The sequence below is a fragment of the Alkaliflexus imshenetskii DSM 15055 genome, from assembly GCF_000517065.1.
In the GTDB taxonomy this organism is placed as follows: Bacteria; Bacteroidota; Bacteroidia; order Bacteroidales; family Marinilabiliaceae; genus Alkaliflexus; species Alkaliflexus imshenetskii.
In genome coordinates this window covers 2,240,048-2,265,377 of the sequence record NZ_KI912105.1, presented here as the reverse complement: position 1 = coordinate 2,265,377, position 25,330 = coordinate 2,240,048, and the positions used below count along the sequence as shown (strand labels likewise).

The following is a 25,330-nucleotide window of genomic DNA, read 5'->3' as shown; positions in this document are numbered from 1 at the left end:
AGATTAGAACGGGAAATCATCATCAAAACCGACCTCAACCTGATCACCAATTTCAGGTTTATCGGCAAGTTTATGCACTCCGTTTCCGTTCACATAAATGGCTCGGAAAGGCGGCAACACAGGGCAGGGATATTCACAGGCTCCACAACCAATACAAATATCCTGATTAACCTCCGGTATCAAAAGACCATCGCGGTAGGGCACCATGTCCACAGCTTTGGTGGGACAGTGCTCCGAGCATGCACCACAATCGGTGCCATCGGTATGAACCACACAATTCTCGAGCAAAAAGACTGCTTTACCCAGCTGGGTTTGCTGCTTCTCCTCTATTGGCAGCGGCAGAATGGCGCCTGTTGGGCACACATCCGCACATTTATGACAATCAAAATTACAATAGCTTGTTTCATAATCCATAAATGGTTGCATAAAACCGGCCAGCCCATACTGTGTGATAGATGGTTGAAGTACATGTGTTGGACATGCCGATACGCATAACGAACAGGCTGTACATAGGTTATTGAAACGTCGCACACTTCCCGAACCTGGAGGAGATGGAAAGAAGTCGCGCTTATTCAATGTCAGATTCTGTTTGTTTTCGCCCATTTTGTTCTTCTTCAGGGCATATACACGCGTACCTGCCAATAAAGCGACTCCGGTGACAATCATCTTGCGTCGGTTGCTTCCATCAGCTTTAGCGCGCTCCTGAAGCTCATTTACCGGGCGAACTGCCGGCTTAATGCTTCCCAAATCGAGGGCCGCGTCGGGGCACACCTGCAAACAATTAAAACATGCTACACATCTAGAGACATCAACAGATTGATGCTTTATACTGATGCACTCACTTTTACATACTGCGGCACACTTGCCACATTTGGTGCAATTGGCAGTGTTGAACTTTACTTTTAACAATGATACCTGTGAAGTAAGCCCAAGAAATGTTCCAACGGGGCAAATCACATTGCAAAAAAAACGTCCATGCTGCCATGCCAGTGCAACAATAAAAACAAATAGCGAAATGGTAATTGATAAGGGAATCCAAGACACATGATAAAGTGGCACATGATGAAGAACGTATGTTTCTTTCCCTTGCAGATAGGTAGCAGCAGCATTGTTAACTGCCGTGACTACAGGTTCGGCTAAATAGCTAAAAAACCGACCGGCAATGCTGTATGGATCAAGCCAGGCAACCACAAAACCAAAGCCGCCCACCATTGCAACCACCATCACTCCAAGAAACGAGTATCGCCAAATGGGATGTGCCTTTTTGTACTTATGAAAAATCCTCTTCCGGGAGACTTTCTTGGATATCCATGTAACAATATCCTGCAAAATTCCCAATGGGCAAATTGTAGAGCAATACAGACGCCCAACAAGCAGAGTTAATAGTAGAACAAAAATAAAGCCCCCGGCAGTAACCAGCGAAAATGTCTGAATAAACTGCAACACGGAAGGAACGAACTGTAAATAGAGTATTTGCCCAAAACGTTGGGGAAGGAATTTCTCGTACAGATCGATGAAGAGAGCCAAAGTGAGCAGGAAAAAGATGATTCCGAGCGTGACCCTGGCTTTTTTTAGCGTAGCAAAAAGCGTCATTATTTATTGAGTCTTATATTCTGATTCGTTTAATAGAAAGACTTTCCAGATTCAAGGTTCCAAATCCCATCTCCTCGGCAAGGCGTAAATGCCCTATATCGCCCGGCTGTGCGCCAAACATGAGAGTGGCTGCTGCATCCACCGCTACAATGTCACGACCGGCTACCAAAGCCTTCAGGTCAGCCACATCGGCCACCGATACGCCACGTGGTCCATTTCGCGTCATCATGCGGTATCCATCTATGATATTTAGATCCGGCTTGCGATAGGCAAGGAAATCAGCAATACATTGATTCAGATTGTTTCCATGATAAAACCGCCTATCCCATACTACGCCCATGAGATTTTTAATGGCCAGAGATACCGTAGTTGAGCTGTGGTGTTTCAATACCGGCACATTAATAAACACATCGGTGCTAAGAAGGAGTTCGTGTACTTTGGTTGTTTTTAAGATGCGGGCACCCGGTATGGAAACTTCACGGTAATTACGTTCGTTGTTACCGGGAACAATGGTACCTCCATTGTTTCGTACTGCAGCTTCGATGAGGCTGTTTCTGTAGCATCGATCCCACTGGTCGCAGGTATGGTCAAACACAAATACATCGGAGGCACCAGCCTCAAATGAAGCCTTAACCATGTGGCCTACCAAATCGGGATTGGTATTGGCAGCGCGTTCAGGCCCTGCATCCCAACCTATATTGGGTTTGATAAGCACCCGCTGTCCGGGTTTAATAAACTGCTTAAAACCTCCCAGTGCTTCCATAGCCTGATCAAACATTTGGGCAGGTTCACCGCCACGTACAGCAGCCAGGTCAAAAGAGCCGCTTGCCGGAGCCGGCTGCGACGCCAAGGTGTCAAGACCTCCAAACACTGGCGTTAATGCGCCAACAAGACCTACGCCAATACTTTTTGTAACAAATTCTCGTCTTTTCATTATGGTGTGATTTAATCTTTAACCTAGGCTCATAATTCCGATTGCTCCATCAACAAACATCAAAAAAAAATCAATTGGCAGATAAAAACTGCTATTTGCTGATTGAGATTGTTTTAAAGATAAGAAAAGAGAATCGGCCTTGAGAACAGGGTGTTGCTATTTAAAGCCAGTTTAAATAAAAAGTACGCTGAAAAGCCTTATTCAAGGCGGATATGAACATTGGCGCACAAAAAAAGGGCTGTGTTAATATATTGTTAACACAGCCCAGATCCTCAAACAATAAAAAAGACCTAAAACTCCTTTTGCTCGGTTACTTTTCCGTTGGCATCGCGAATGGTCCATACACCGGTCTTCTTCCCATCTGTGTAATGCATGTCGTATCTGTGGATACCGTTTTCGTCCCATATTCCCCAGCGACCGTGCTTGAGACCAAGTTTGTACGATGCCTCCCCAATCTTAACACCGTCTTCATTCCATGTGGTCCAGATGCCATCCATTTGGTTGTCCTTAAATGAACGAACTTCCTTCTTGCGCCCATTCTCAAAATAGAGTGTGGTAACGCCTTCCTTAAGACCATTAACCACCTGCATTTCGATGCGAACAGTTCCGGATGGATAATATTCAATATAGGTTCCTGTATAAAGATTGTTACGGTGGTCGTAATATCTGCCATCCTCTTTCTCAAGGAGTTGAGCGTTTAACACGATAACAGAGAAGAAGAAAATGAGTGTGAATTGCAACGTTTTCATGGCTTTTAGTTTTGTGGTTATCAATCCACCTGATTACGCTGCCGGGAAACAGCAAATCAGGTAATATCAAAAAAGCCTCCCAATGAAACAATTCCTGTGTGTGGTTACATATACGTAAATATAACGCAGAGGTTAGACTTTTCCAATTAATTGCGTTCACCACAGGGCAACAAAAAAACCGTTGGCGATGCTTGGCCAACGGTTCTATCTGATTTTTAGAGCTATTCTAACTACTGGTTCACTGTTTCCAATTCAAGATTTAATGCATGTAGCTCGTTGTTTTTAATACGTATGGCATTGGTTTGCGAGCTACGATATGAAATAAGGTTAGCAGAAACTTTATACTCACCCGGAGTAAGACCTTCGAACACAAATTTACCGTCAAAATCGGTATAGGCTCTTAGTTCTGTACCATCTACGCGTATTTCAACACCTGTAAGTGCTTCACCAGTACATTTATCCATTACCACACCCGACAATGATGTGTTAATCATTGGTGCTGATGCAGGTTCAGCAGGTTGTCCATCGGTTGCGTATACTGAGATACCAACCATCAACAGGAACATAAGGAGTGTTGCTTTTGCTTTCATATTTTAAGACTTTAATGAGTTAATCAAAACAGGGTGCTTTTTAAGCATTAATTACATGAGCAAAAGTAGAGCAGGAATGTTAAGTGAGTATTAAACGGTAGTTATGCGTTCTTTAATAAAATGTTAACCAATTGAATCAAACCTGCTTTAAAGATTATAAGATATTTAGATACGGAGCAAAGCGAAGTCCCGCGCAATGCGGGATAAGATGCTTAGACTGATAGACAAGATAGAACCGAAAACAAGATTAATCTAATTATGTTTCTCAACTACTCTATCTGTCTAACAACTAAAAGTCTTAGCGTCTGTTTCATGCTATACTAAACTAAATTTAAACAGTGACTGAGAAGGAAGTAATATTGGCCGATTGAGATAGAATTGACAGCGGCGAATCCATTTTTCCAGATCAGGTGATATGGTGCTGGATATGACTTCGGAAGAAGGAAGATGTGAAATAGCCAAACAAAAAAGTCCAAACAAAGAGATGTTCAGACTTAAAAAATGTGTGGGTTGTACTGGATTCGAACCAGTGACCCCTACCCTGTCAAGGTAATGCTCTAAACCAACTGAGCTAACAACCCATTTTTGTAAGCGCAAAAATAACGTTTTTTTTGGGACCCCTTGATACAAAGGGCGGAAAAAACAAAAAGGTCCGGGGAGGACCTTTTTGTATAAAATTAGCTGATTCTATGGGAAAGGCTGTTGACTTTCACATGCAAACATAGACAAAAATTAACAAACCCAAAGCATTTTTTCAAAAAAAGAGCGAAAAAACCAAAAGAAAAACAAACAGACGGCTATGCCTCACCTTCGGATTCACGAATTTGGTCCAGATCTTCGATGATCTTAGTCATTTTTGCATCACTAAGTTTGTAAAAAATCATAAAGACACCTGAAAGGAGTGCGGCAACGCCAGGAATGATACTCATCATATATTTAACGCCACGGATGGTTTCGGCAGACTGTACCTCGTTGGCCTGAAAACCATAGATGGCCAACAACCACAAGGTAATAGAGCCTCCCAATGTCCACCCCAGCTTTTGCGACATACTGGATGCTGAAAAAACCAGCCCGGTGGCTCTACGTCCGGTTTTCCACTGAGAAAAGTCAGCCGTATCGGCATACATAGACCAAAGTAATGGGAAAATGATACCTGCACAAAAGCTTATTAGTGCCTGAAGGGTAAATACCAGGAATAAACTGTCACGGGTTAAGAAGAGAAAAAACATGCTAAGTACCGCAGCTATAAACATGGCAAAGATAAATGTGCGTCGTTTTCCGATAATGGCCGAAACCGGTTTTGCCATTATTACACCAATCATGTTTGTAGCCTGTCCCAAAAAAAGATAGAATGTACTGTAAGCAAAGGTCATTTTGGACAACATAACTGCTGATTCACGTGCAATGTCGTCGCTGATATAATACTTAAAATAATAAATTGCCACGCCATCGCGTACCGAATTAAAAATGAGTGTCATTACACCGGCGCCAAGCAAGATAAACCAGGGGCCATTGGCCATAAGATTCTTAAAATCTTCCTTCAAATTATTCTTCTGGTCGCGCGGAGGGGTAATACGCTCTCGGGTCCATGAAAAAGTTAACATGAAAAATCCAATCACAATGGTTCCTATAACCACCATGGTAAGCTGGTAAGCAGTAGTTGTTGGCACTGCTTTGCCAAACACATCCACAAGCGGTTGAAAAATTGCCACAACCAACAAGCTACCGGCAAAGGCAAAAATCATACGGTAAGATGCAAAACTGGTGCGCTCATTGGAGTTTGCCGTCATCACACCCAGCAAACTTGCATAGGGTACGTTGATGGCAGTGTAGGCCATCATCATTAAAGTATATGATATATAAGCATACACAATCTTACCTGTGAGATCGAGGTTTGGGGTGGTGAATAATAAGACCCCAATTATCGCGAAAGGGAATGAAATCCAGAGCAAATAGGGACGGAATTTACCCCAGCGTGTATTGGTACGGTCGCCAATGATTCCCATTATCGGGTCGTTGGCAGTGTCCCAAATACGCGTCACCAAAAACATGGTTCCGGCTGCTGCGGCAGGAATTCCAAATACATCTGTATAAAATATAGCCAGATAGAAGGTGAAAATTTTCCAAAACATGGAGGAGGCGGCATCACCAAATCCATAGCCAATTTTTTCGCGAAGGCTTACTTTAGTTGTTATCATTTCACAGATTTAAAATTTGGTTAACTAATTGAGCTTTTTGTATATAGTTTAAAACAATTAATTTAATGAAAGCATTTTATGCTGATAGCAAATTTTGCTACTTAACAGCTACTGCCGTTGACACTTTACTTAACCTCATATATGTTTCCATCAAAGCTCTGCTGTTATGATAGGGACATTTCCAGAAGCCAGCTTTTGGGTCAGATTCGGAAGAGCAGCCATTGTTGTGGATACGCAAAAACCATTCACCATTTTTTCGGTCGATGTGATTATCCTTTATGAAATTCCACATCGTATCCATCTGCTTCAAATAGGCATCGTTACCTGTTATTTGAAAAGCATTGACAAACCCGACCATCGCTTCGGCCTGTACCCACCAGTGCCTGTCTTTATCAATATGCCCGGTTTTCTCATCCAACTCATAATAGAGCGACCTGTCAGGCGCAAGCCCTTCGGCAATCGTTACGTCCGTCATTCGCACGGCTATTGATTCAACTTCCTGAATCAAGCCCTTGTCATTAAGCATCTCGGCCGCTTCACATAAAAGCCATGCGCCTTCAATGTCGTGACCATAAGAAATCACAGACGACTTAACGCGCCACTCCATATCAAAAAACAGGTTGAAGTGAGCAGTGTCCTGATTGATAATCCTATCCAAAAAAATACGTACGAGCCTATGCATGGCATCACGAAGCCTGTCATTTGGCCATACCCGGAAGAGATTTGTATAAGGTTCAATGATGTGCAAATGCGTGTTCATCGATTTGGGCTCGTTGGCATCCTTAGCACTCAGGCGCATGTCATTCAGAGGTGTCCAGTTTTGTGAGAGAGCTTCAAGATATCCGCCATATTGCTGATCGTAACTATGTTGCTCAATCAGTTCAAAAAGTTGGATGGCATAATCTAGACTTTCACTGTTTCCTGTGGCACGGAAATACTCTGAGAAGCCGTAAATACCAAAGCCCTGGGCATAAATCTGCTTGCGTCCGTCAAGCACCTCGCCTTTATGTGTCACGCTCCAGAAAAGTCCTTTGTGCGCCTTATCCCAAAAATGCGTTGTTATATACCGATAGGCACGATGCGCAACTTCGAGATAGGCATTTTTGCCCAGAAAATTGTATGCCGAAGCAAACGTCCATAAGATACGTGTATTGAGAACTATGCCCTTAGCGGCCTCGGGCAAAGGGTTTCCGTAATTGTCGACCTCGCCGAAAAAACCACCATGCGCGTCATCAATGGTCTTATCCATCCAAAACTGAAGGATGTTCTCATACTCGGCCATCAACTCATCTCTGTATAAACTTTTCAACTGCTCCATTTGTGACTTCAAAATTATAATTGAGAAAGTATCTGCATTGCGATGAAAGTCAAAAACAACCCTTAGACGATCACCCTTACAATTCATTATTAAAGAGAGACTTTCAGATTTACGATTACATAAACTTCTTGTTGTTATCAATTAATTGATTGATGGTTTGCACCGAAGCAGCCGAGCGCAACTTGTCCTGAGGCGAATTGATGCAGTAATCGACCAACTGCTCTTTGGTTGAAACGGCCACATGCATTCGAGTGTCAGATGAGGCATAGTAAATGAATACCTTTCCGTCTTCATCTTCGATCCAACCGTTTGAAAATACCACATTTGAAACATCACCCACACGCTCCTCCTGAAGTGGTGCAATGAAATGCCCGTTGGGTTTATGTGTGACAATCCATGGTTTCTCGAGGTCGGTCATAAACAGATAGAGCGTGTAACGCAGTCCGGCAGCCGTGTTACGCACGCCATGCGCAAGTTGCAACCACCCTTTTTCAGTGCGGATGGGAGCAGGTCCCAGTCCATTTTTAACTTCAAAAATGGTATGGTAAATTTTCGGATCCACAATTACCTCCTCTTTAACCTCCGGATTGTTGATTGAGTCAGACAATCCAAAGCCTACACCACCACCTTTGCCTGTATCGATAAAACCATCCTGCGGGCGGGTATAAAAGGCATATTTTCCATCGATAAGATGAGGGAACAACACCACATTGCGCTGTTGTCCGGTAGTGGAAATCAAATCAGGTAATCTCTCCCAATTGATTAAATCTTTTGTTCGCGCTATGCCTGCAGCGGCTACAGCGCTACTGGTGTCGCCATCGGGGGCATTTGGATCTTTGCGTTCGGTACAGAATACGCCATAAATAAACCCGTCATCGTGGCGTGTCAAACGCATGTCATACACATTGGTGTCCGGCTTGTCAGTCTCTGGCAGTGTAATTGGCCTGTCCCAAAACCGGAAATTATCTATTCCATTGGGACTCTCAGCTATTGCAAAAAACGATTTGCGGTCGTTGCCCTCTACCCTCACGGCCAGCAGATATTTACCATTCCACTTAATGGCTCCTGAGTTAAATGTAGCATTGAAGCCGATACGCTCCATAAAACGCGGGTTGGAATCCGGATTCATATCGAAGCGCCAATGAAGCGGTATGTGCTCACGGGTAAGAATGGGATACTTAAACCTGCTATATATGCCGTTTGTGCTAAAAAGTTCCTCGTTGGGTCGCAGCAAAAGTGATTCATGAGCAGCCCTAATCCGGTTAAAACGTGATGTAAATAAATCTTGTTGCATTTTATCTGTCTGTTTATAAGTGTTGATCATTTGTTACCCAAATAGTTGTTCCAGTCGCTAAGTAACAATATATGGTCTTGATTGAGAAAGGAACGAAAATCGTTGGCAGCAGGGTGTTCTGGATATGGCACATAAAAGTGAGTCAGGTCATGATTGCGCCATACCATAGCATAGACAATTTTGCGCGTCCATTCGTTGGCATTTAGGGCAGCTCCCAATTTCGAAGTGTACCAATTTGCATCAGGGATACGATCAAGACCTGTCTCGGTAAAAGCAGCAACTTTACCGGTTTTTTCGGCGTACCGTGTCACAATTTCCAGTTTGCGGATGGCATCCTGAAAACCCTGCTCTCCACTGCGCATATCGTAATAATTGTCCACACCAATCACATCTACCATATCGTCGCCGGGATACCAGGTAAGGTATTCTGCCTCATTGTTAAAGTGGCGGTCGGGGGAGTAGGCCACCAAAAAGTTGGTGATGCCACTTTCGTGCATGTACTCAATGGTGAAGCGAAAAAGTGCAATCATCTCCTCCGGAGTTGTTAAATCCACGCCCCACCAAAACCAGCCACCATCCATCTCATGCCAGGGGCGGAAGATGAACGGTACCATTTCGTCATCATCAGTTTTTAGTTCTTTGAAGAAACCTACCAACTTATCCAGATGTCTGATAAAAACCTCATGGTGCGAACCACCGGGCAGAATGTGACGCACAACCACCTCATCAACTACCCACGAACTTTTTGACTCATCAACTGCCGAAAAGGGATGCCAGCTAAAGGTGTTGACACCGCCATTTTGGTGAACCCAAACGGCAAATTCTCTCATTTTATGAAAAGGGACGCTATCCAAATTCACCGGATTTCCAAGTTCAATGCCACCAAGTTCCCAGCCAAACAGAGCCGGATAGTCTCCGGCAGTGCGTTTCACATCAGATTCTCCTTCAACGTATTTCCAGCCAATGCCATAAGCCAGGTCATCCTGGTGCCCAAAAAGAGTGGCTTTACCAACTAAGGCCTTAAGATTTTCAAAAAGCACATCGGCAGAAGATTTTTCTGACTCTTTCGCTTGAACAGACTTGTGAGCACATGCGGCAGAAAAGAGTATAGAAAACGAAAGTATAATGTATGCTATTTTCATAGTTGTATCGATTGATGTTATGTTTATTATTTTGGATGAAACATCTGGTAAACTTACTTAACCGGAGTAAGGGGAGTCTTCGGCATTTCTCATTCCGGAGGATACCATTGCATCAGCAATTTCGCGAATGAGATGCTCGTTGATATCGCACTGAAATTTGTTCCAGCTGTTCCAACCCATTGGAGGGGTTAGTGCAATACCTTCAAACTTCTGTGACATAACATTACAAAAGCCCAAAACAAATACCAAACCTAATAACAGACTCTTTTTCATATCAGATTTTTTTGCTTCATTATAAGGGTGTTACACAAATAGTCCGGAGAATATTCCGAAAACAATTTTCATGTTGCAAATTAGATTCAATCAGCCTCACAGACAAATACGATTCAATCACTTCCTTATGAGATTTTATATTTAACGTGACTGATGCGAAAAAACAGGTAAGACGAGCGACCAGAAACGCATCAACAATAAATCACTGTTTTTCAACACCTAAACCAATCATCGTAATTACCACATCGTTAAAGTAGATAATACCGATTTCCAATATCACACTTGATTTTACATTTTTTCAGATACTATATTGTCCAAAATCGAACCTCATATCATCATTATTACGGGGAACTGAATGAGAAAATAAGAATGCATTATTATCTGTCTGGTTTACAATGCTCACATTACTTACCCTAAACCAATCTATTCATTTTGCTGTTACCTCTCTGTTCCTTTTTATACATTTGTAGAATAGTTATCCCATCGGTGGAAATTTTGAAACAGTTTGGCTTATGTCTTTAATTCCCTTCACACACCTACACGTTCACTCACAATATTCTATTCTCGATGGCCAGGCCAGCGTGAGCGCCCTTGTTAAAAAGGCTGCTGCCGACGGTATGAAAGCCATTGCATTAACTGACCACGGCACCATGCTCGGCATCAAAGAGTTTTTCGACACTTGTAAAAAGAATGGTGTAAAACCGATTGTAGGCGTTGAGGCATACGTGGCAGAACGTACCATTCACGACAGAAGTGATAAAACACTTGACCGCTCAGGTCGTCACCTTATATTGCTTGCAAAAAACAAGAAAGGGTACAAAAACCTGCTCAAACTGACGTCAATTGCCAATGTGCAGGGTCTGTTTTACAGACCACGTATAGATAAAAATTTGCTGGCCCAATACCACGAAGGACTTATAGTGACATCGGCCTGTCTGGGAGGGGAAGTGCCCAGAAAAATAATGAATGGCGACATTCAGGGTGCAAAAGATGCGGTGCTATGGTACAAAAGTATTTTTGGCGACGACTATTACCTTGAGCTGCAGCGTCACCCGGCCGAAGACCCTCGCAGCCGTGAGGAAATCTACAGCCAACAGATGAAAGTAAACGAAAAACTGATTGAGCTGTCCAAAGAGCTGGGCGTTAAAGTAGTGGCTGCCAACGACGTTCATTTTGCGGATGAAAAAATGGCCGAAGCCCACGATATCATGATTTGCCTTAACACAGGTAAAGATGTGGACGACCCTTCAAGAATGCGCTATACACGCCAAGAGTGGTTTAAGACTACCGAAGAGATGAATCGCCTCTTTGCTGACATTCCGGATGCCCTGCTAAACACACAGGAGATAGCTGATAAAGTTGAAGCCTATGAGATAGATTCACCCCCCATTATGCCGCTATTTCCCATACCAGAGACGTTTGCCACGTGGGATATGTACAAAGAAAAGTTCTCTGAAGCAGAGCTGATGCAAGAGTTTGGTGAAGAGCGCTACAAAAAACTTGGCGGAGATTATGAACATCTACTCCGGGTAAAACTTGAGGCAGACTATCTGGAGTACCTTGCTTACGACGGGGCCAAAAAGAGATACGGAGATCCGATACCCGATAATGTGCGTGAGCGGCTCGACTTTGAGCTCAACACCGTTAAAACAATGGGTTTTCCTGGATACTTCCTTATTGTGCAGGACTTTATCAACGCAGCCCGAGAAATGGGCGTGCTTGTAGGTCCGGGCAGGGGTTCCGCTGCCGGATCGGCAGTGGCATATTGTGTTGGTATAACCAGTGTGGATCCCATAAAGTACGACCTTCTGTTTGAGCGATTCCTCAATCCGGATCGTATATCGATGCCCGACGTTGACATCGACTTTGACGACGATGGCCGACAACAAGTGCTCAACTGGGTAGCTAACAAGTACGGGCACGACAAGGTGGCGCACATCTGCACCCTTGGTACCATGGCTGCCAAATCGGCCATCAAAGATGTGGGCAGGGTTCTTAAGCTGCCACTTTCCGAAACTGATCGCATTTCGAAAAAAATACCTGAAAAACCTGGCACCAAACTGGCAAATGCCTATGCCGAAGTCATCAAACTGGAAAAAGAAAATGGCTCACTCGATTCTGCTCTGAACCATATTGAGAAAAAGCTTGCCGAAGCCCGTTCGGCACAAAAAGATAAGGATGCGTCACGTTACGAGATACTATCCATCTTTGCCGAAGAGATTGCCAACGGACGCCAAAACGGTGACGAAGTACTGCTGAAAACACTGGAACTAGCCTGCGATCTGGAAGGGTCGATACGTCAGACAGGCGTGCATGCCTGTGGGGTGCTCATTGGTCGTGATCCTCTCGACGAGCATATCCCTTTGATGCCGCCACGTGAAGATGCCAGCCTTTTGGTTACTCAGTACGAAGGCACCCTTGTGGAATCCATCGGTCTTTTAAAAATGGACTTTCTGGGACTGAAGACCCTATCCATTATAAAAGAGACATTGGAGGCAATTCAGATATCGAGAGATGAGAAAGTTGATCTGGACACCATCTCATACGAAGACGAGAAAACATTTCAACTCTTTAGCCGCGGTGAAACCACTGCCATCTTCCAGTTTGAATCGGCTGGAATGAAAAAATACCTGCGTGAATTGCAGCCCAACCGTTTTGAAGACCTGGTGGCAATGAACGCACTATATCGTCCCGGGCCAATGGAATATATCCCCAATTATGTGGCCCGTAAACATGGAAGGGAGGAGATTATATACGACCACCCCTTAATGGAGTCGTATCTGAAAGAGACTTACGGAATTACGGTTTTCCAGGAGCAGGTGATGCTTCTTTCGCGCCATCTGGGAGGCTTCACAAGGGGCGAATCCGACACCCTGCGTAAAGCAATGGGTAAAAAACAGATTGAGCAGATGGCCAAACTCAAAAGTAAATTTGAGGAGGGCTGTAAAAAAAATCCGGACTTTATAAAAAGCTGTGAAGAGCTGAATAAAAAACCGGAAATCCTCATCGAAAAAATTTGGAAAGACTGGGAAGCATTTGCCTCCTATGCTTTTAACAAATCGCACTCGGTATGCTACGCCAATCTGGCTTATCAAACAGGATATCTTAAGGCACACTATCCGGCTGAGTTTATGGCTGGCGTGTTGAGTCGCAACCTCAACGATATCACAAAGATTACGACCTTCATGGAGGAGTGCCGACGCATGGGCATTGAAGTGCTTGGCCCTGATGTGAATGAGAGTTTTCTGAAATTTACGGTAAACAAACAAGGCGCACTCCGTTTTGGAATGGCAGCCATCAAAGGTGTTGGCGAAGGTGTGGTTATCGAAATCATTAATGAACGGAAGAAAAACGGGCCTTTTAAATCCATCTACGATTTTGTGGAGCGTATCAACCTTCAGTCGGTCAACAAAAAAGCCGTAGAAGCATTGGCTGCTGCCGGAGCGTTCGACAATCTGGGCAAAATACACAGAGCCCAATATTTTGCAACCATTGCCGGAGAAGAAGGCTCCTTCATTGAACGTATCATTCGGTATGGCAACCGCTTTCAGGCTGATAAGGCCTCTAATCACAACTCGCTATTTGGATCCGTTGAGATGGCCGTAGAGGTGAAAAAACCGGAGCCTCCGCAGTGCCTTGAGTTTTCAACCCTCGAAAAGCTCGAAAAAGAAAAGGAACTCATCGGCATGTACCTTTCGGCACACCCGCTCGATGAATACAAGCTGGAGCTCAAGCACTACTGCAACCTGCCGTTGAGCGCACTCAACGACCTGGACTCTCTTCGCAACCGGGAATTCACGGTGGGTGGTATGGTAACCAAAGTGCGACAAGGAAAAACAAGAGTGAAAGCCAGCGACTTTGGAATTTTAACTCTCGAAGATTACAGTGGATCTTTCGAGTTTCCATTCTTTGGTCAGGATTTTTTCGATTATGAAAAATATATGCAGATGGGTGCCTACCTTATGATAAAAGGTAAGGTGCAAGGTCGCAAATTCAAGCCCGACGAGCTGGATGCTAAAATATATAAAATCAGCCCTTTGGGTGAAGTCTTGGACAATCAGGTAAAAAACCTAACCCTGCGCATACCGCTTCAGGTTCTAACAGAAGAGATAGTAACTGAGTTGGCACTTGTTACCATGGAAAACCAAGGCAAAGTGGTGCTGCGTTTTCAGGTTTATGATGACGAGAATGAACGCCAAAGCGTCAGACTCCTGTCGCGTTCGGTGATGGTAAACCTAACGAGCGATTTGGTGAGATTCTTTGAAGAACGACCTGAGATTTCCATGGAACTTAGTTAAGCATGTTCGGTTAAAAATGGTTATCTTTGAACAAGAGCCGCATTTATCTGTTTAAAAAACAGAGTTCGATGGCAACAGCGAGGGCTTAAAACACCAATGTTAACCATATCAAACACAAACAATTTAATTATAGCATTTAATAAAGTAAAAAACTATGGCACTTGAAGTAACAGACTCCAGCTTTGAAGAACTGGTATTAAAATCCGACAAACCTGTCCTTGTAGATTTTTGGGCAGAATGGTGTGGTCCCTGCCGTATGGTTGCACCCATTGTAGCTGAACTGGCTGACGACTATAAAGACAGAGCAGTAGTTACCAAAATGGATGTGGACAGCAATCCGGAAACTTCCCTGAAATATGGTATCCGTAACATCCCAACCATTCTCTTTTTTAAAGGAGGTGAAGTGGTTGACAAACAGGTAGGAGCAGTACCCAAAACAATACTGGCCTCAAAACTTGACTCAATCATCTAACAGATGCCACACAAAACATTAAGCCGGAGTTTTTAACGCTCCGGCTTTTTTATTTCGCCACTTTGCCAAATGGTATTTCAGCGGCCGCACCAACTAAAGTCTGACGTACTAGTTTAACGGCTTAATGAAGTGCATCAAATCACGGTCATGATTAAAAACCAGCCTGTTCTCATTATCGAAATACATGGTTTCACCATTCTCAACGGTATATGTTTTCCATTCAGGCAACCTGCCTTCTACATTGGGATTGCCTGTTTTAGCAAAATTTAACCATGCAGAACTCATGATATCTGCCAATTCATAGGCAGCATCGGAAGTTCCCGTCCAATCGGGTTTCAAATCCACATTGTTAAAAGCCAATGGTATATCCAACCCATGAAAAGAACCCTTTGTTGACTCCTCAACTGTACTTTTCCATGCCAGGAAATAGACATAAAATGGCGCACTTGATTCTTCAACTCTTGCATCGGCGGTTCTAATGGTAAATGGTCTGAAAACAGTATCAATTGAGAGAAGATCCTGCGGTGTGAAGTCAGGATAAGCATTTGCATATAATTCTATATACGTATCGGTTTTACCGCCATATATCTTCTCCAGCCGGGCTTTGGCCTGTTCCAGAGTTAAATCCTTTTCAGCATAAGCAGTAGGCATCAATTCGTTCAGAGTTGTTCCCATCATAAGCGGGATGTCATTAGATACGGAAGCAAACCCCGGGCTGAAAGGTTGTTGCAACAGAACCTCTCCATCAGCAGATGGCGCAAAACCAAACATTGTGGGCGACCCGGGCGCGCGTGGTCCATTTATTTTAAATATAGCCTCGTTTCCAGCCTTCACCAAATCATGATAAGGGATGGTATTGAGTTTTTCAACCTCTTCAGGGGTAATACCCAACTCATCAAGCACAGCCAAGCCCAATGCAGCTGACTTCTCCTTAGTCATCACATTTATCAGTGTACCGCTTTGAATGATGGCTTTGTGAAACAGTCCGTTTGCAGCTGGCATACACATCAGCGTACCCACTTTTCCCCCACCTCCGGATTCACCAAAGATGGTCACATTGGCAGGATCACCACCAAAATGTTCGATGTTATTTCTGACCCACTCCAAAGCTTTAACCACGTCGAGCATGCCCACGTTGGCCGATTGCTCATATTTGGAGCCACATGCCGACAGGTCGAGAAACCCAAGTATATTTAACCTATGATTAACCGATACCATTACTACATCACCTTTTTGAGCCAATGCTTTGCCATCGGTCATTGGATCGCTGCTGCTTCCAACATGAAACCCTCCGCCGTGTAACCAAAGCATAACAGGACGCTTCTTGCCATCTGCCAATGCGGGCGTCCAGACATTTAGGCTAAATAACTCCTTCTCGTCCATGAGGGACTCATCTATCCAACTTACTATTTGTTTGGCAACCGGACCGTAAGCGACACATTCACGAATGCCTTCCCATGCATTGGGATTCTGAGGAGGCATAAATCTTTCAGCCTGCGCATAAGGAACTCCTTTAAATGTATAGATGCCGTCGTCGATACTTCCGGAAATAACGCCGTGAGTAGTTTTGACAATTGGTTCCTGGTTTTGAGTGACCTTTGGATTGCACCCAAGAATGGATAACCCAATTACAGACAAGGTGACAAAAGCTAGGTTGGTTAAGAGTTTCATAATTGTTTATTGTTTATTGTTTTATAATATATCCGGAATTGCTGTTGATATGTAAGTTCAAAAAGGAGTATGCCAAACAGCGCTGATGTCGGTAGCAGCATCATTTAATAAAACATAATCCGCACCAATTCTGCAAAATGGACGTATAATCGCTATTAAAGAATTAACCCAGTATCATACCCACAATGGTGGCCGATAATAAGGATGCCAGCGTACCGGCCAACAGGGCTTTCATGCCGAGTTGAGATAGGAGAACACGTTTTGCAGGTGCAAGCGCACCTATGCCGCCAATTTGAATACCAATGGAAGCAAAATTGGCAAACCCGCATAGAATATAGGTTGCCATAATGATAGACTTCTCCTGAAAGAATACACCGGCCTGTTTCATGTCGCCCAAACTTACATAACCGATAAATTCGGTCATAATAATTTTCTCACCGAGCACACGACCAACCAAATCCATATCTTGCGCATGTACGCCCAACAACCACATAAGCGGTGCAAAAGCATATCCTAAAATAAATTGAAGCGTAAGTCCTGAATAACTGCCATTTGTGGCATCGGCAATCACCTGATTCAATCCGGTCCAGTCGCCCATCTTAAAAAAAACAAAATTCACCATGGCAATGAATGCGATGAATACGAGAAGCATACCTGCTACATTCACTGCCAAACGCACCCCTTCGGTGGTTCCGTTAGAGATGGCATCAAGGATGTTTTTCCCAATGCGGTCACGACTTACCTCCACCTCTTTCTGTATGGCTTCGGTTTGAGGTAGTAGCATTTTTGCAATTACCACCACACCAGGCGCTGCCATAATGGATGCAGCCAGCAGGTGTTTGGCGTAAACCAACTCCTGCACCGGATCGCCCCCTCCAAGCACTTTTATGTAAACAGCGAGCACTCCGCCGGCGAGTGTAGCCATCCCCCCAGCCATAACCAAAAGCATCTCTGAACGGTTCATTTTCTCGAGATAGGCCTTTATCATCAGTGGAGATTCGGTTTGCCCAAGAAAAATATTCCCTGCCACCGAAAGACTTTCAGCTCCTGAAAGCCGCATCAGTTTTGTCATCCCTAGAGCCAGAAAATATACCACCTTTTGAATGATGCCAAAATAAAACAGCACACTGGTAATGGCCGAAAAGAAAATTATGGTAGGCAAAATGGATATGGCAAAGTTGAGCAGTGGCGATTCAATCTCTCCTGTGGCAAAACTGCTAAAGAGAAACTCGGTGCCAGCCTCGGTAAAACTAAGAATTTTAACAAACCCACGTCCCACAAAGTCAAACATATACTGAACAAATGGTACATAGAGAATACTCAGTGCTAAAACAAGCTGTATTCCTAAGCCTGTGGCTACCACGCGCCAATTAATGGCGCGACGGTTGGTGCTAAAAAGCCAGGCCAGTCCAAGTATTGCAATCATACCAATAAGACCCCTGAAGATGCTGTGAAGGGTTAAACCGGCACTTTGCGGAACAAGTGCATTGGATAAAAGAATCGGCTGAGCCGATAACACGGAGGTGAAACAGATTAACAGAAGTGCGAGCGAGGCGATTTTTTTCATGAAGATCCGAATTTCTACTTCTCCCTACGTTTTATTTCATCGCGGATTTCAGATGCTTTCTCATAATTTTCAGCATCTACGGCCTCGTTTAACATAACCTGAAGTTCGTCAAGCGATTTTGATGCCAGAGGATTGCCTGATGGTTTTGTGGTAGTAGGCTTGCCCGAAGGAACCGGCTCTTTGGTGTCTCCAAAATCCAGAACGATGCCAGCTTTTGAAAGAATCTCCTCGTAGGTAAAAATGGGGCAATTAAACCGCAATGCCAAAGCTACTGCATCTGATGTACGCGAATCAATTCGCAAGGTATCATTGTTTTTTATACAAACTAATTCTGAATAAAATATTCCTTCCTCCAACTTATAAATCACTACTTCCTGTAATTCGATGTGAAAGGCACGTGCAAAGTTGAGAAAGAGATCATGCGTAAGGGGACGCGGTGGCTCAAGCCCTTCGAGCTTTATGGCAATGGACTGCGCTTCAACTCCACCTATAATGATAGGTATGCGTCGCTCTCCTTCCTCCTCGGCAAGTACCAGAGCATAAGCACCGGATTGGGTTTGTGAATAAGAAAGCCCGAGTATATTTAGTCTGATCTTTTTTTTGTTCATTGAACTTCTCTCTTGTCTTAACTCAGATACAGCGGGTAAAACGCACACTGCTATTTTTTTATATTTAGTAACAAATATAGGAATTAGTTTTAAGATTAATTCCTATTGTGGGTATTTCTCAAAGGAGATTGTCTAAAGCCCCCTAAGCATGTAGATATTCATTCCACATCGGAGACCCAAAAAGGTAGATATAAGATTCTTAAGGGATTGATAATTAAAAGTGGTGTAAAGTCAGCCGATGAAGACAGTAAATGGCATCTTTGACTCAAATGATGGATGCATGTTGATCCCGCTTGTGGAAAACCTTCGCGCGTCATTGCGGATGTGTGGCAACGGGAGCCCGAAAAAATATGGCACTCACAGCGGGTAGGGCCAGATTGCAAAACCACACAAAAAAGATGGCAGCCACTATGGCGGCGCTGTTGGCCGATATGGCACCAAAGAGAAACAGTGCAATTGTCCCCCTTATGCCAATGTCAGCAATAGCCATTGACGGGACAAATGTGATGGCCGCATAGTAAACAGGTATAAGCCAAAAGAGACTCATTGAATCACCAATACTCAGAAAATAAAACATGACCCAAAGCTGAAAGCAATAGACAAAATATCTCGCCAGGGTTAGCATCACGATGGCAACAAACTTCATAGCACCAAGCTGTTTCACCACCAGCAGATAGAATGTGATGCGTTTTACCACCGGATTGCGTCGCATAAATCTGAGCAAACGTACAATCACAACTAGACCGGCACCAGTCACAATCAGAAATGTTAAACTGTATCGAATCAACCAATCCTGAAGCTGAAAGAACATGCCGGGCTCTTGCTCAGGAAACTCCCGGATAAAAATCAGACCTAGCAAACCTCCCAAAGCAAGAATAATGTTTTGAAGCGCACTGCCGGTAACAGATAACAGAAATCCACGGGTACGATACCCCATAGGTAGTAAAAGAGCCTTGGCAACACCTTCACCGCTTCTGCCCGGTGTAACCATGCCTACTTGTAACCCTTTTAATATCTGATAAAAACTAAGATTGAAACTCTGCCGGCGAAGTGGCGATACCAGTTTTTGCCACTTGAAGCTTTCGATACTTAAATTGAGCGACGACAGAATAAGTTGAAGCAAAAAAACCAGCGCAAAACGAAAGGGTTGTTTGGTAAACAGCTCATAAAACGTCGCCCATTCATCATAATTAAACAGGCGGAAGATGATGTATGCAACTGCTGCCACAGATATGGCAATCTGAATCAGCAAAATAACCCTTTTCCCGAGAAACATGGATTAGCTTCGTTTGTTAACAAAGGGAAGCAGAAGCAACGACAATAACCCAAACAAAACAATCATCAAATTGAGCGCGCCATGCACAACAAGTGCAAATATGCCACCCTCGGCAGCCGGAATCTGGTAAGCAGCCAAAGATGTGATGACCATAAAATGCCAGGGGCCAATACCTCCCTGCACTGGAGCCAACATGCCCAAAGTACCAAAAACAAACACAGTGAGTGCGGCTACCGGCAAAAGATGGGCAGTATATGAGAATGCAAAAAAGCTGAGGTACATCATTAGAAAATAGAGCACAAAAATCATCACCGAATGAAAAATGAACCAGCCCTTCTGCTTCACATCCCTAAAAGACAAGAATCCCTCCTTAAACTTCTCCCATAAACCCTTGGCCTTATAGAAAACTCTGGTAGTACGAATACGCTTACGGAACAACCAAACCACAGCCCATAACAATGCAATTATTACGTATGGTACCGGCGTTGCAAACGAGTTTACAACGCCTGAGAAATCAACGTGCCTTGCAAAAAGAGACATTATCACTTCAAACTGAAAAACAAACACCAAAAACAGCGACAACAGAAGTGACACCACATCTAAAGCCCTTTCGGCCACTACCGTGCCTACCAAACGGGTAAACGAAATATTCTCGTGTTTGCTTAATACGGCACACCGCGACACCTCTCCCATTCGGGGAATGGCGAGGTTGGCCAGATAACCAATCATCACAGCCAAAAATGTATTGATAAACGAAGGGCGCTTACTCAAAGGGGTTATCATCATTTGCCAACGTATGGTGCGGCTTATGTGACTTAAGAGACCTGCCATGAGAGAGGCCAGTATCCAAAAATAGTTCACATCTTCTTTAATGGCTCTGAGCAACTCGTCGGCATCCTGATCGCGATAGAGCCACCATAGAATTACAGCTCCAACAACCAAAAAAAGGATAAACTGTATTGTTTTTTTTATCTGTTGTGATTTCAACTTGATAGTTTTTGGTTTTTACGTTGCAAACTCGGATTAGTGCCAAAATAGTTATACCTTTGCAGCGCCTTAAAGGTGCAATGTTACAAAATCTATTTATCAGAATCAAAAAATCACTGTCACAAACCGCGTAACCATGGACGATGAAGCGTGTAAGAGCGAAAAAACATCTGGGGCAGCACTTCCTCAACGATCTGAGCATAGCCAGACGTATTGCGGATAGCCTGCAAACTCCTCCGGCTCATGTTATTGAGGTGGGGCCGGGAATGGGTGTACTTACACAATTTTTGGTTCAACGCACCGACATCGATCTTCAAGTTGTTGAAATCGATACCGAATCGGTAGATTATCTGAACGTTCACTATCCACAACTGGCCGGCCGCATCATCGAAGGCGATTTTCTGAACCTCGACCTCGGCGCGATGTTTCCCGAACGCTTCTCCATCATTGGTAATTTTCCATACAATATTTCGAGCCAGATATTTTTCAAGGCATTCGACAACCGAAATCAGGTGCGTTCGGTAGTTGGCATGGTACAGCGCGAAGTAGGACAGCGCATCACATCCGCTCCCGGCTCAAAAAGCTTTGGCATATTAAGCGTGTTGCTACAATCGTTTTTCGATGCCGAATATCTTTTCACCGTCGACGAACACGTGTTTACACCTCCACCCAAAGTAAAGTCGGCAGTGATTCGACTGGAGCGCAACAACGTAAACACGCTGCCATGCAACGAAGCCCTCTTTATAAGAGTGGTAAAAGCGGCTTTTAACCAAAGGCGCAAAATGATGCGCAACAGTCTGCGCCAGGTGCCTTTCAATCATGATGCGTTGATGCACCTGCCGGTATTCAACCTGCGTCCTGAACAGATGTCGGTCAGTGGATTTCAGGAGCTGACCTCATTAATACAGGAGCATCCGCTCTGTGAGTGATACATCTATTGTGTAACTATTAAAACTTCTTGGCTATGGCAAATTTTGAACTTACCAGAGAGTTTATCGAACAACTCCGAACGCTCATAGATCAGAAAAATGAGGAACAGTTGTCGGAAGCCATTAAGGAGTTACACCCCGCCGATATTGCCGAAATTTACGAAGAGCTAAGCATTGAAGAAGCCAAATATCTCTACTTTCTTCTGGATGACGATTTAGCCGCCGATGTGCTTATTGAACTCGAGGAAGACGTCAGACTAAGGTTTCTGAAGGCACTACCCAGTGAGGTCATTGCACGCCGTTTCATCGATAAAATGGACTCGGACGATGCCGCTGACATCATGGCCGAGCTGGATGAAAGCCGCCAAAAGGAAATCCTCTCCTATCTGGATGACATCACAGTGGCAGGCGACATTGTGGATCTGCTCAACTACGAAGAAGACACCGCCGGGGGTTTGATGGCCAAAGAACTTATAAAAGTGAAGGAGTCGTGGACCATCATCACCTGTTTGCGCAGCATGCGCCGCCAGGCCGAGGATGTGGACGAAGTTTACTTTGTATATGTAGTAGATAACGATGGTGTTCTCAAGGGCACCCTCTCCCTCAAGAAAATGCTTCTCAGCGCCACCGACACCATTGTGCGCGACATCTACAATCCCGATGTGATATCGGTGAATGTAAATGTAAACTCTGAAGACGTGGCCAACATCATGGACAAGTACGACCTGGTGGTATTGCCTGTTGTGGATGACATTGGCCGCCTGGTGGGTCGCATCACCATCGACGATGTGGTGGATGTGATTCGTGAAGAAGCAGAAAAAGATTACCAGTTGGCATCGGGTATTACGCAGGACGTGGAAGTATCGGACAGCGTATGGCGCCACACGCGGGCACGTATTCCGTGGCTTATGATTGGTTTGGTAGGTGGTTTGTTTGGTTCGCGCGTTATCAGCATTTTTGAGGGCAACATAGCCGACCACCCCGAAGTGGCCTTTTTTATGCCGCTGATTGCGGCCATGGGCGGAAATGTGGGCATTCAGTCGTCGGCCATCATGGTACAATCACTGGCCAGCGGCAGCCTAGGTCTGGAATCAAACTTCCGCAAACTCTTTAAAGAACTCTCCATTGCCATGCTCAACGCCACAGCACTGTCACTGCTGGTATTCGCCTATAACTTTCTGATAGGCTCACACCATGCACTCACGTTTACAGTAGCTTCGGCCATGTTTTCGGTAGTGATGTTTGCGTCGTTGTTTGGTACGTTTCTGCCTTTGCTACTGGACAGAATAAAAATAGACCCCGCAGTAGCTACGGGGCCTTTTATCACAACGCTTAACGACATTTCTGGTATGTTCGTTTATCTTATTTTGTCATCCTATTTTTTCAGAGTATTTATTTAAACATCAGCGCATCAGGTATGCGCCAGCCATCGGGAAATACTCGATGTGGTAACCGCTGGCCTCTTCGATGATGCGCTCCAGCACACGGCGGGTGTTGTCAGGATATTGCACATCCACCACTTTACCGGCATAGAGCCATTCGGTGAAAGCAGCCATAGAGCCTTCTTTCAGATTTTCGATTACAGGGACACCCATGGTACCCAGCATGGCCGCATTGCACTGCTGCTCAAACTGTCCACGCATGGGAATTACGCACAACTTCTTTTTCAGAAAGAGTGCTTCGGCAGGCGTTTCAAATCCAGCTGTGCAAAACACACCGCGCGAACGCACCATACTCTCGGTAAAAGCCTGCTGCTCCACAGGGCGTATTTTAATGTTCTGGAATGAATAGGGATTCTTAGAGTGTTTGGAAAAAACTTCCCACTTGTGTTCAGGGAAGCGGGCCAAAAACTGAATGATGCGTAAGTCATCGTAAGCAGGAAGGTAAACTGTATAGTGACCTGCATTCACCGGCGTGCTGTTTCGCACATCGCGCCGAATTACCGGCGTGGTTACACTGGAACCCAATGCCTTGAAATGAAAACCAAAGGCCTTGGAAACAGGTGCGTAATACTTCAGAATCAGTTTGCCCATAAAATCCTTCTTCTCGGGCATGGGCGATTTATGATGCAAAATGGCAGACTGGTGACTAATACCGATACATTTTTTGCCTCTCAGCTTACACGCCCAGGCAGTTACCGGCTCAAAATCGGATATCACCAGGTCATACTCATGAACCGGCAAAGTCATCACCTCTCTAAAGAATCGAAGAATGGAATTGGTAGCCATCGTCTTTTTATAATCGATGCCCCCTGTTTTTCCAAACACAAAACCCATTCCACTCAGCCGGTACTTTACAGGCCAGGGCAGTGTGAGTTCGCATTGGTTTCCACTCAGCAATAAATCCACATCGGCATACTCCTGAAGAATTGGCACAACCTCACGCGCACGCGCTGTGTGACCATTACCTGTTCCCTGTATCGCATATAAAATTCTCATTGTCTCTACTTTTTTAATACACTATTTATTCTTAACTCATTACCACTTCGCGAAACACTTTCATAAACAGCGCTTTGGAAGGTTTGGAGAAGTGCTCTTCGGTCATAGTCTCCTCATCTTTAAGCGTTTCTGTTGATGGCTCCCAATACTTCACATGCCAATCGCCCTCGTAATACTCCAGAGCGGTCATGCTTTCTACCCAATCGCCTGAGTTCAGATAAGTTACCTTGCCTTTTTCGTTGCTGATTACTTTCTTTTCCACCAGGTGTGTATGTCCGCAAATTGCATAATCATATCCTTTTGAGATGGCCAATTGACCCACAGTCTCCTCAAATCGTGAAATCTCCTTTTTTCCGCCGTTGATACGGTTATGCAGTTTTTTAGAGATGGAAACCTTGGGTTTTCCGAAGAACCGCAGCGTTTGCTCTACCGCTTTATTTAATATGGCGAGCATGCCATATCCCTGTGCGCCCAAACGGGCCAGCCATTTCAAGCGGTGCATGTATCCATCGAAAACATCGCCGTGAAAAATCCAGGAGCGTTTACCATCCAAAGTGAGTAACACTTTGTTTACAACGCTAAAACTACCCAATGACATACCGGCAAACCGGCGCATCATCTCATCGTGGTTACCGGCTACATAATAGATCTTTGTGCCGGCCTCCATCATCTTAAGCATCTCACGCATCAATTTGATGTGTGCGGTTGGAAAATAGCGCTTGCTAAACTGCCATGCATCAATGATGTCACCGTTAAGAACCAATGTTTCGGGATGAATGCTCTTGAGATAATCGGTTAATTGTGCAGCTTTACAGGCATAAGTGCCCATGTGCACATCTGATATTACAACGGCCTTTACCAGCCGTTTCATGTTTTTTTTGACAGGCGTCATTTACTTGTATTTTGATAATACAAGAATAATCCATCAATAAGAACTATATGTGACGCGAAGGATAAGAATGTGTTAAGAATGGAAGTCTTAATTGAGTAGTG

Annotated in this window: 20 protein-coding genes and 1 tRNA gene; 4 read left to right on the top strand and 17 right to left on the bottom strand. The window is 44.3% G+C overall.

Annotation, left to right across the window (positions count from 1 at the left end):
* Window positions 1-3: 3 nt before the first annotated feature.
* From ALKIM_RS0109475 to ALKIM_RS20005, 10 genes are all read right to left on the bottom strand, one after another.
* Window positions 4-1,593 (bottom strand): 4Fe-4S binding protein, encoded by a 1,590-nt coding sequence (locus tag ALKIM_RS0109475; RefSeq protein WP_026474425.1) that lies wholly within the window; start codon window positions 1,591-1,593, stop codon window positions 4-6.
* Window positions 1,594-1,606: 13 nt separating this feature from the next.
* A complete protein-coding gene (locus ALKIM_RS0109470) occupies window positions 1,607-2,527 on the bottom strand; it encodes a DUF362 domain-containing protein (protein ID WP_026474424.1) in 921 nt (306 codons plus the stop codon).
* A gap of 290 nt (window positions 2,528-2,817) precedes the next feature.
* Window positions 2,818-3,276, bottom strand: coding sequence for a toxin-antitoxin system YwqK family antitoxin (locus ALKIM_RS0109465; RefSeq protein ID WP_026474423.1), 459 nt, complete (start codon window positions 3,274-3,276; stop codon window positions 2,818-2,820).
* A 230-nt stretch (window positions 3,277-3,506) separates the two neighbouring features.
* Window positions 3,507-3,866: a carboxypeptidase-like regulatory domain-containing protein gene (locus tag ALKIM_RS0109460; protein ID WP_044117862.1), complete on the bottom strand. Its 360-nt coding sequence runs from the start codon at window positions 3,864-3,866 to the stop codon at window positions 3,507-3,509.
* A gap of 506 nt (window positions 3,867-4,372) precedes the next feature.
* Window positions 4,373-4,447: transfer RNA gene (locus tag ALKIM_RS0109455), tRNA-Val, on the bottom strand.
* 216 nt (window positions 4,448-4,663) lie between these two features.
* Complete coding sequence (locus ALKIM_RS0109450) at window positions 4,664-6,064, bottom strand: MFS transporter (RefSeq protein ID WP_026474421.1); 1,401 nt, start codon at window positions 6,062-6,064, stop codon at window positions 4,664-4,666.
* 97 nt (window positions 6,065-6,161) lie between these two features.
* Window positions 6,162-7,382: an AGE family epimerase/isomerase gene (locus ALKIM_RS18175; RefSeq protein ID WP_044118250.1), complete on the bottom strand. Its 1,221-nt coding sequence runs from the start codon at window positions 7,380-7,382 to the stop codon at window positions 6,162-6,164.
* Between the two features lie 115 nt (window positions 7,383-7,497).
* On the bottom strand, window positions 7,498-8,676 hold the full coding sequence (locus tag ALKIM_RS0109440) for a glycoside hydrolase family 130 protein (RefSeq protein ID WP_026474420.1): 1,179 nt from the start codon (window positions 8,674-8,676) through the stop codon (window positions 7,498-7,500).
* A 26-nt stretch (window positions 8,677-8,702) separates the two neighbouring features.
* Window positions 8,703-9,818 carry a glycoside hydrolase family 26 protein gene (locus ALKIM_RS0109435; RefSeq protein ID WP_026474419.1) on the bottom strand — a complete coding sequence of 372 codons (1,116 nt, stop codon included), beginning with the start codon at window positions 9,816-9,818 and terminating at the stop codon, window positions 8,703-8,705.
* 57 nt (window positions 9,819-9,875) lie between these two features.
* The gene (locus tag ALKIM_RS20005; protein ID WP_026474418.1) at window positions 9,876-10,091 is read right to left on the bottom strand and encodes a hypothetical protein; all 216 of its coding nucleotides are present in this window, start codon (window positions 10,089-10,091) and stop codon (window positions 9,876-9,878) included.
* 512 nt (window positions 10,092-10,603) lie between these two features.
* Between ALKIM_RS20005 and dnaE the strand changes: the two genes are divergently transcribed.
* Window positions 10,604-14,389 (top strand): DNA polymerase III subunit alpha, encoded by a 3,786-nt coding sequence (gene dnaE, locus ALKIM_RS0109425; RefSeq protein WP_026474417.1) that lies wholly within the window; start codon window positions 10,604-10,606, stop codon window positions 14,387-14,389.
* A 154-nt stretch (window positions 14,390-14,543) separates the two neighbouring features.
* Window positions 14,544-14,861 carry a thioredoxin gene (gene trxA / locus ALKIM_RS0109420; protein ID WP_026474416.1) on the top strand — a complete coding sequence of 106 codons (318 nt, stop codon included), beginning with the start codon at window positions 14,544-14,546 and terminating at the stop codon, window positions 14,859-14,861.
* 108 nt (window positions 14,862-14,969) lie between these two features.
* Here the strand turns inward: trxA and ALKIM_RS0109415 are convergent, their stop codons facing one another.
* From ALKIM_RS0109415 to ALKIM_RS0109395, 5 genes are all read right to left on the bottom strand, one after another.
* A complete protein-coding gene (locus ALKIM_RS0109415; protein ID WP_026474415.1) occupies window positions 14,970-16,532 on the bottom strand; it encodes a carboxylesterase/lipase family protein in 1,563 nt (520 codons plus the stop codon).
* A 163-nt stretch (window positions 16,533-16,695) separates the two neighbouring features.
* Window positions 16,696-18,099, bottom strand: a complete 1,404-nt coding sequence (locus ALKIM_RS0109410; RefSeq protein ID WP_026474414.1) for a NupC/NupG family nucleoside CNT transporter — start codon at window positions 18,097-18,099, stop codon at window positions 16,696-16,698.
* Window positions 18,100-18,113: 14 nt separating this feature from the next.
* Complete coding sequence (locus tag ALKIM_RS0109405) at window positions 18,114-18,707, bottom strand: bifunctional nuclease family protein (protein ID WP_026474413.1); 594 nt, start codon at window positions 18,705-18,707, stop codon at window positions 18,114-18,116.
* Between the two features lie 313 nt (window positions 18,708-19,020).
* The gene (locus tag ALKIM_RS18170) at window positions 19,021-19,983 is read right to left on the bottom strand and encodes a lysylphosphatidylglycerol synthase transmembrane domain-containing protein (protein WP_044117861.1); all 963 of its coding nucleotides are present in this window, start codon (window positions 19,981-19,983) and stop codon (window positions 19,021-19,023) included.
* A 3-nt stretch (window positions 19,984-19,986) separates the two neighbouring features.
* A complete protein-coding gene (locus ALKIM_RS0109395) occupies window positions 19,987-20,970 on the bottom strand; it encodes a lysylphosphatidylglycerol synthase transmembrane domain-containing protein (RefSeq protein WP_044117860.1) in 984 nt (327 codons plus the stop codon).
* 143 nt (window positions 20,971-21,113) lie between these two features.
* Here ALKIM_RS0109395 and rsmA point away from each other — a divergent pair, with 143 nt between their 5' ends.
* A complete protein-coding gene (gene rsmA, locus ALKIM_RS0109390; RefSeq protein ID WP_026474411.1) occupies window positions 21,114-21,899 on the top strand; it encodes a 16S rRNA (adenine(1518)-N(6)/adenine(1519)-N(6))-dimethyltransferase RsmA in 786 nt (261 codons plus the stop codon).
* 35 nt (window positions 21,900-21,934) lie between these two features.
* A complete protein-coding gene (gene mgtE, locus ALKIM_RS0109385) occupies window positions 21,935-23,299 on the top strand; it encodes a magnesium transporter (protein ID WP_026474410.1) in 1,365 nt (454 codons plus the stop codon).
* A gap of 3 nt (window positions 23,300-23,302) precedes the next feature.
* Here the strand turns inward: mgtE and ALKIM_RS0109380 are convergent, their stop codons facing one another.
* The gene (locus tag ALKIM_RS0109380; protein WP_026474409.1) at window positions 23,303-24,337 is read right to left on the bottom strand and encodes a glycosyltransferase family protein; all 1,035 of its coding nucleotides are present in this window, start codon (window positions 24,335-24,337) and stop codon (window positions 23,303-23,305) included.
* 31 nt (window positions 24,338-24,368) lie between these two features.
* A complete protein-coding gene (locus ALKIM_RS0109375; RefSeq protein WP_026474408.1) occupies window positions 24,369-25,229 on the bottom strand; it encodes a UDP-2,3-diacylglucosamine diphosphatase in 861 nt (286 codons plus the stop codon).
* Between the last annotated feature and the right edge of the window lie 101 nt (window positions 25,230-25,330).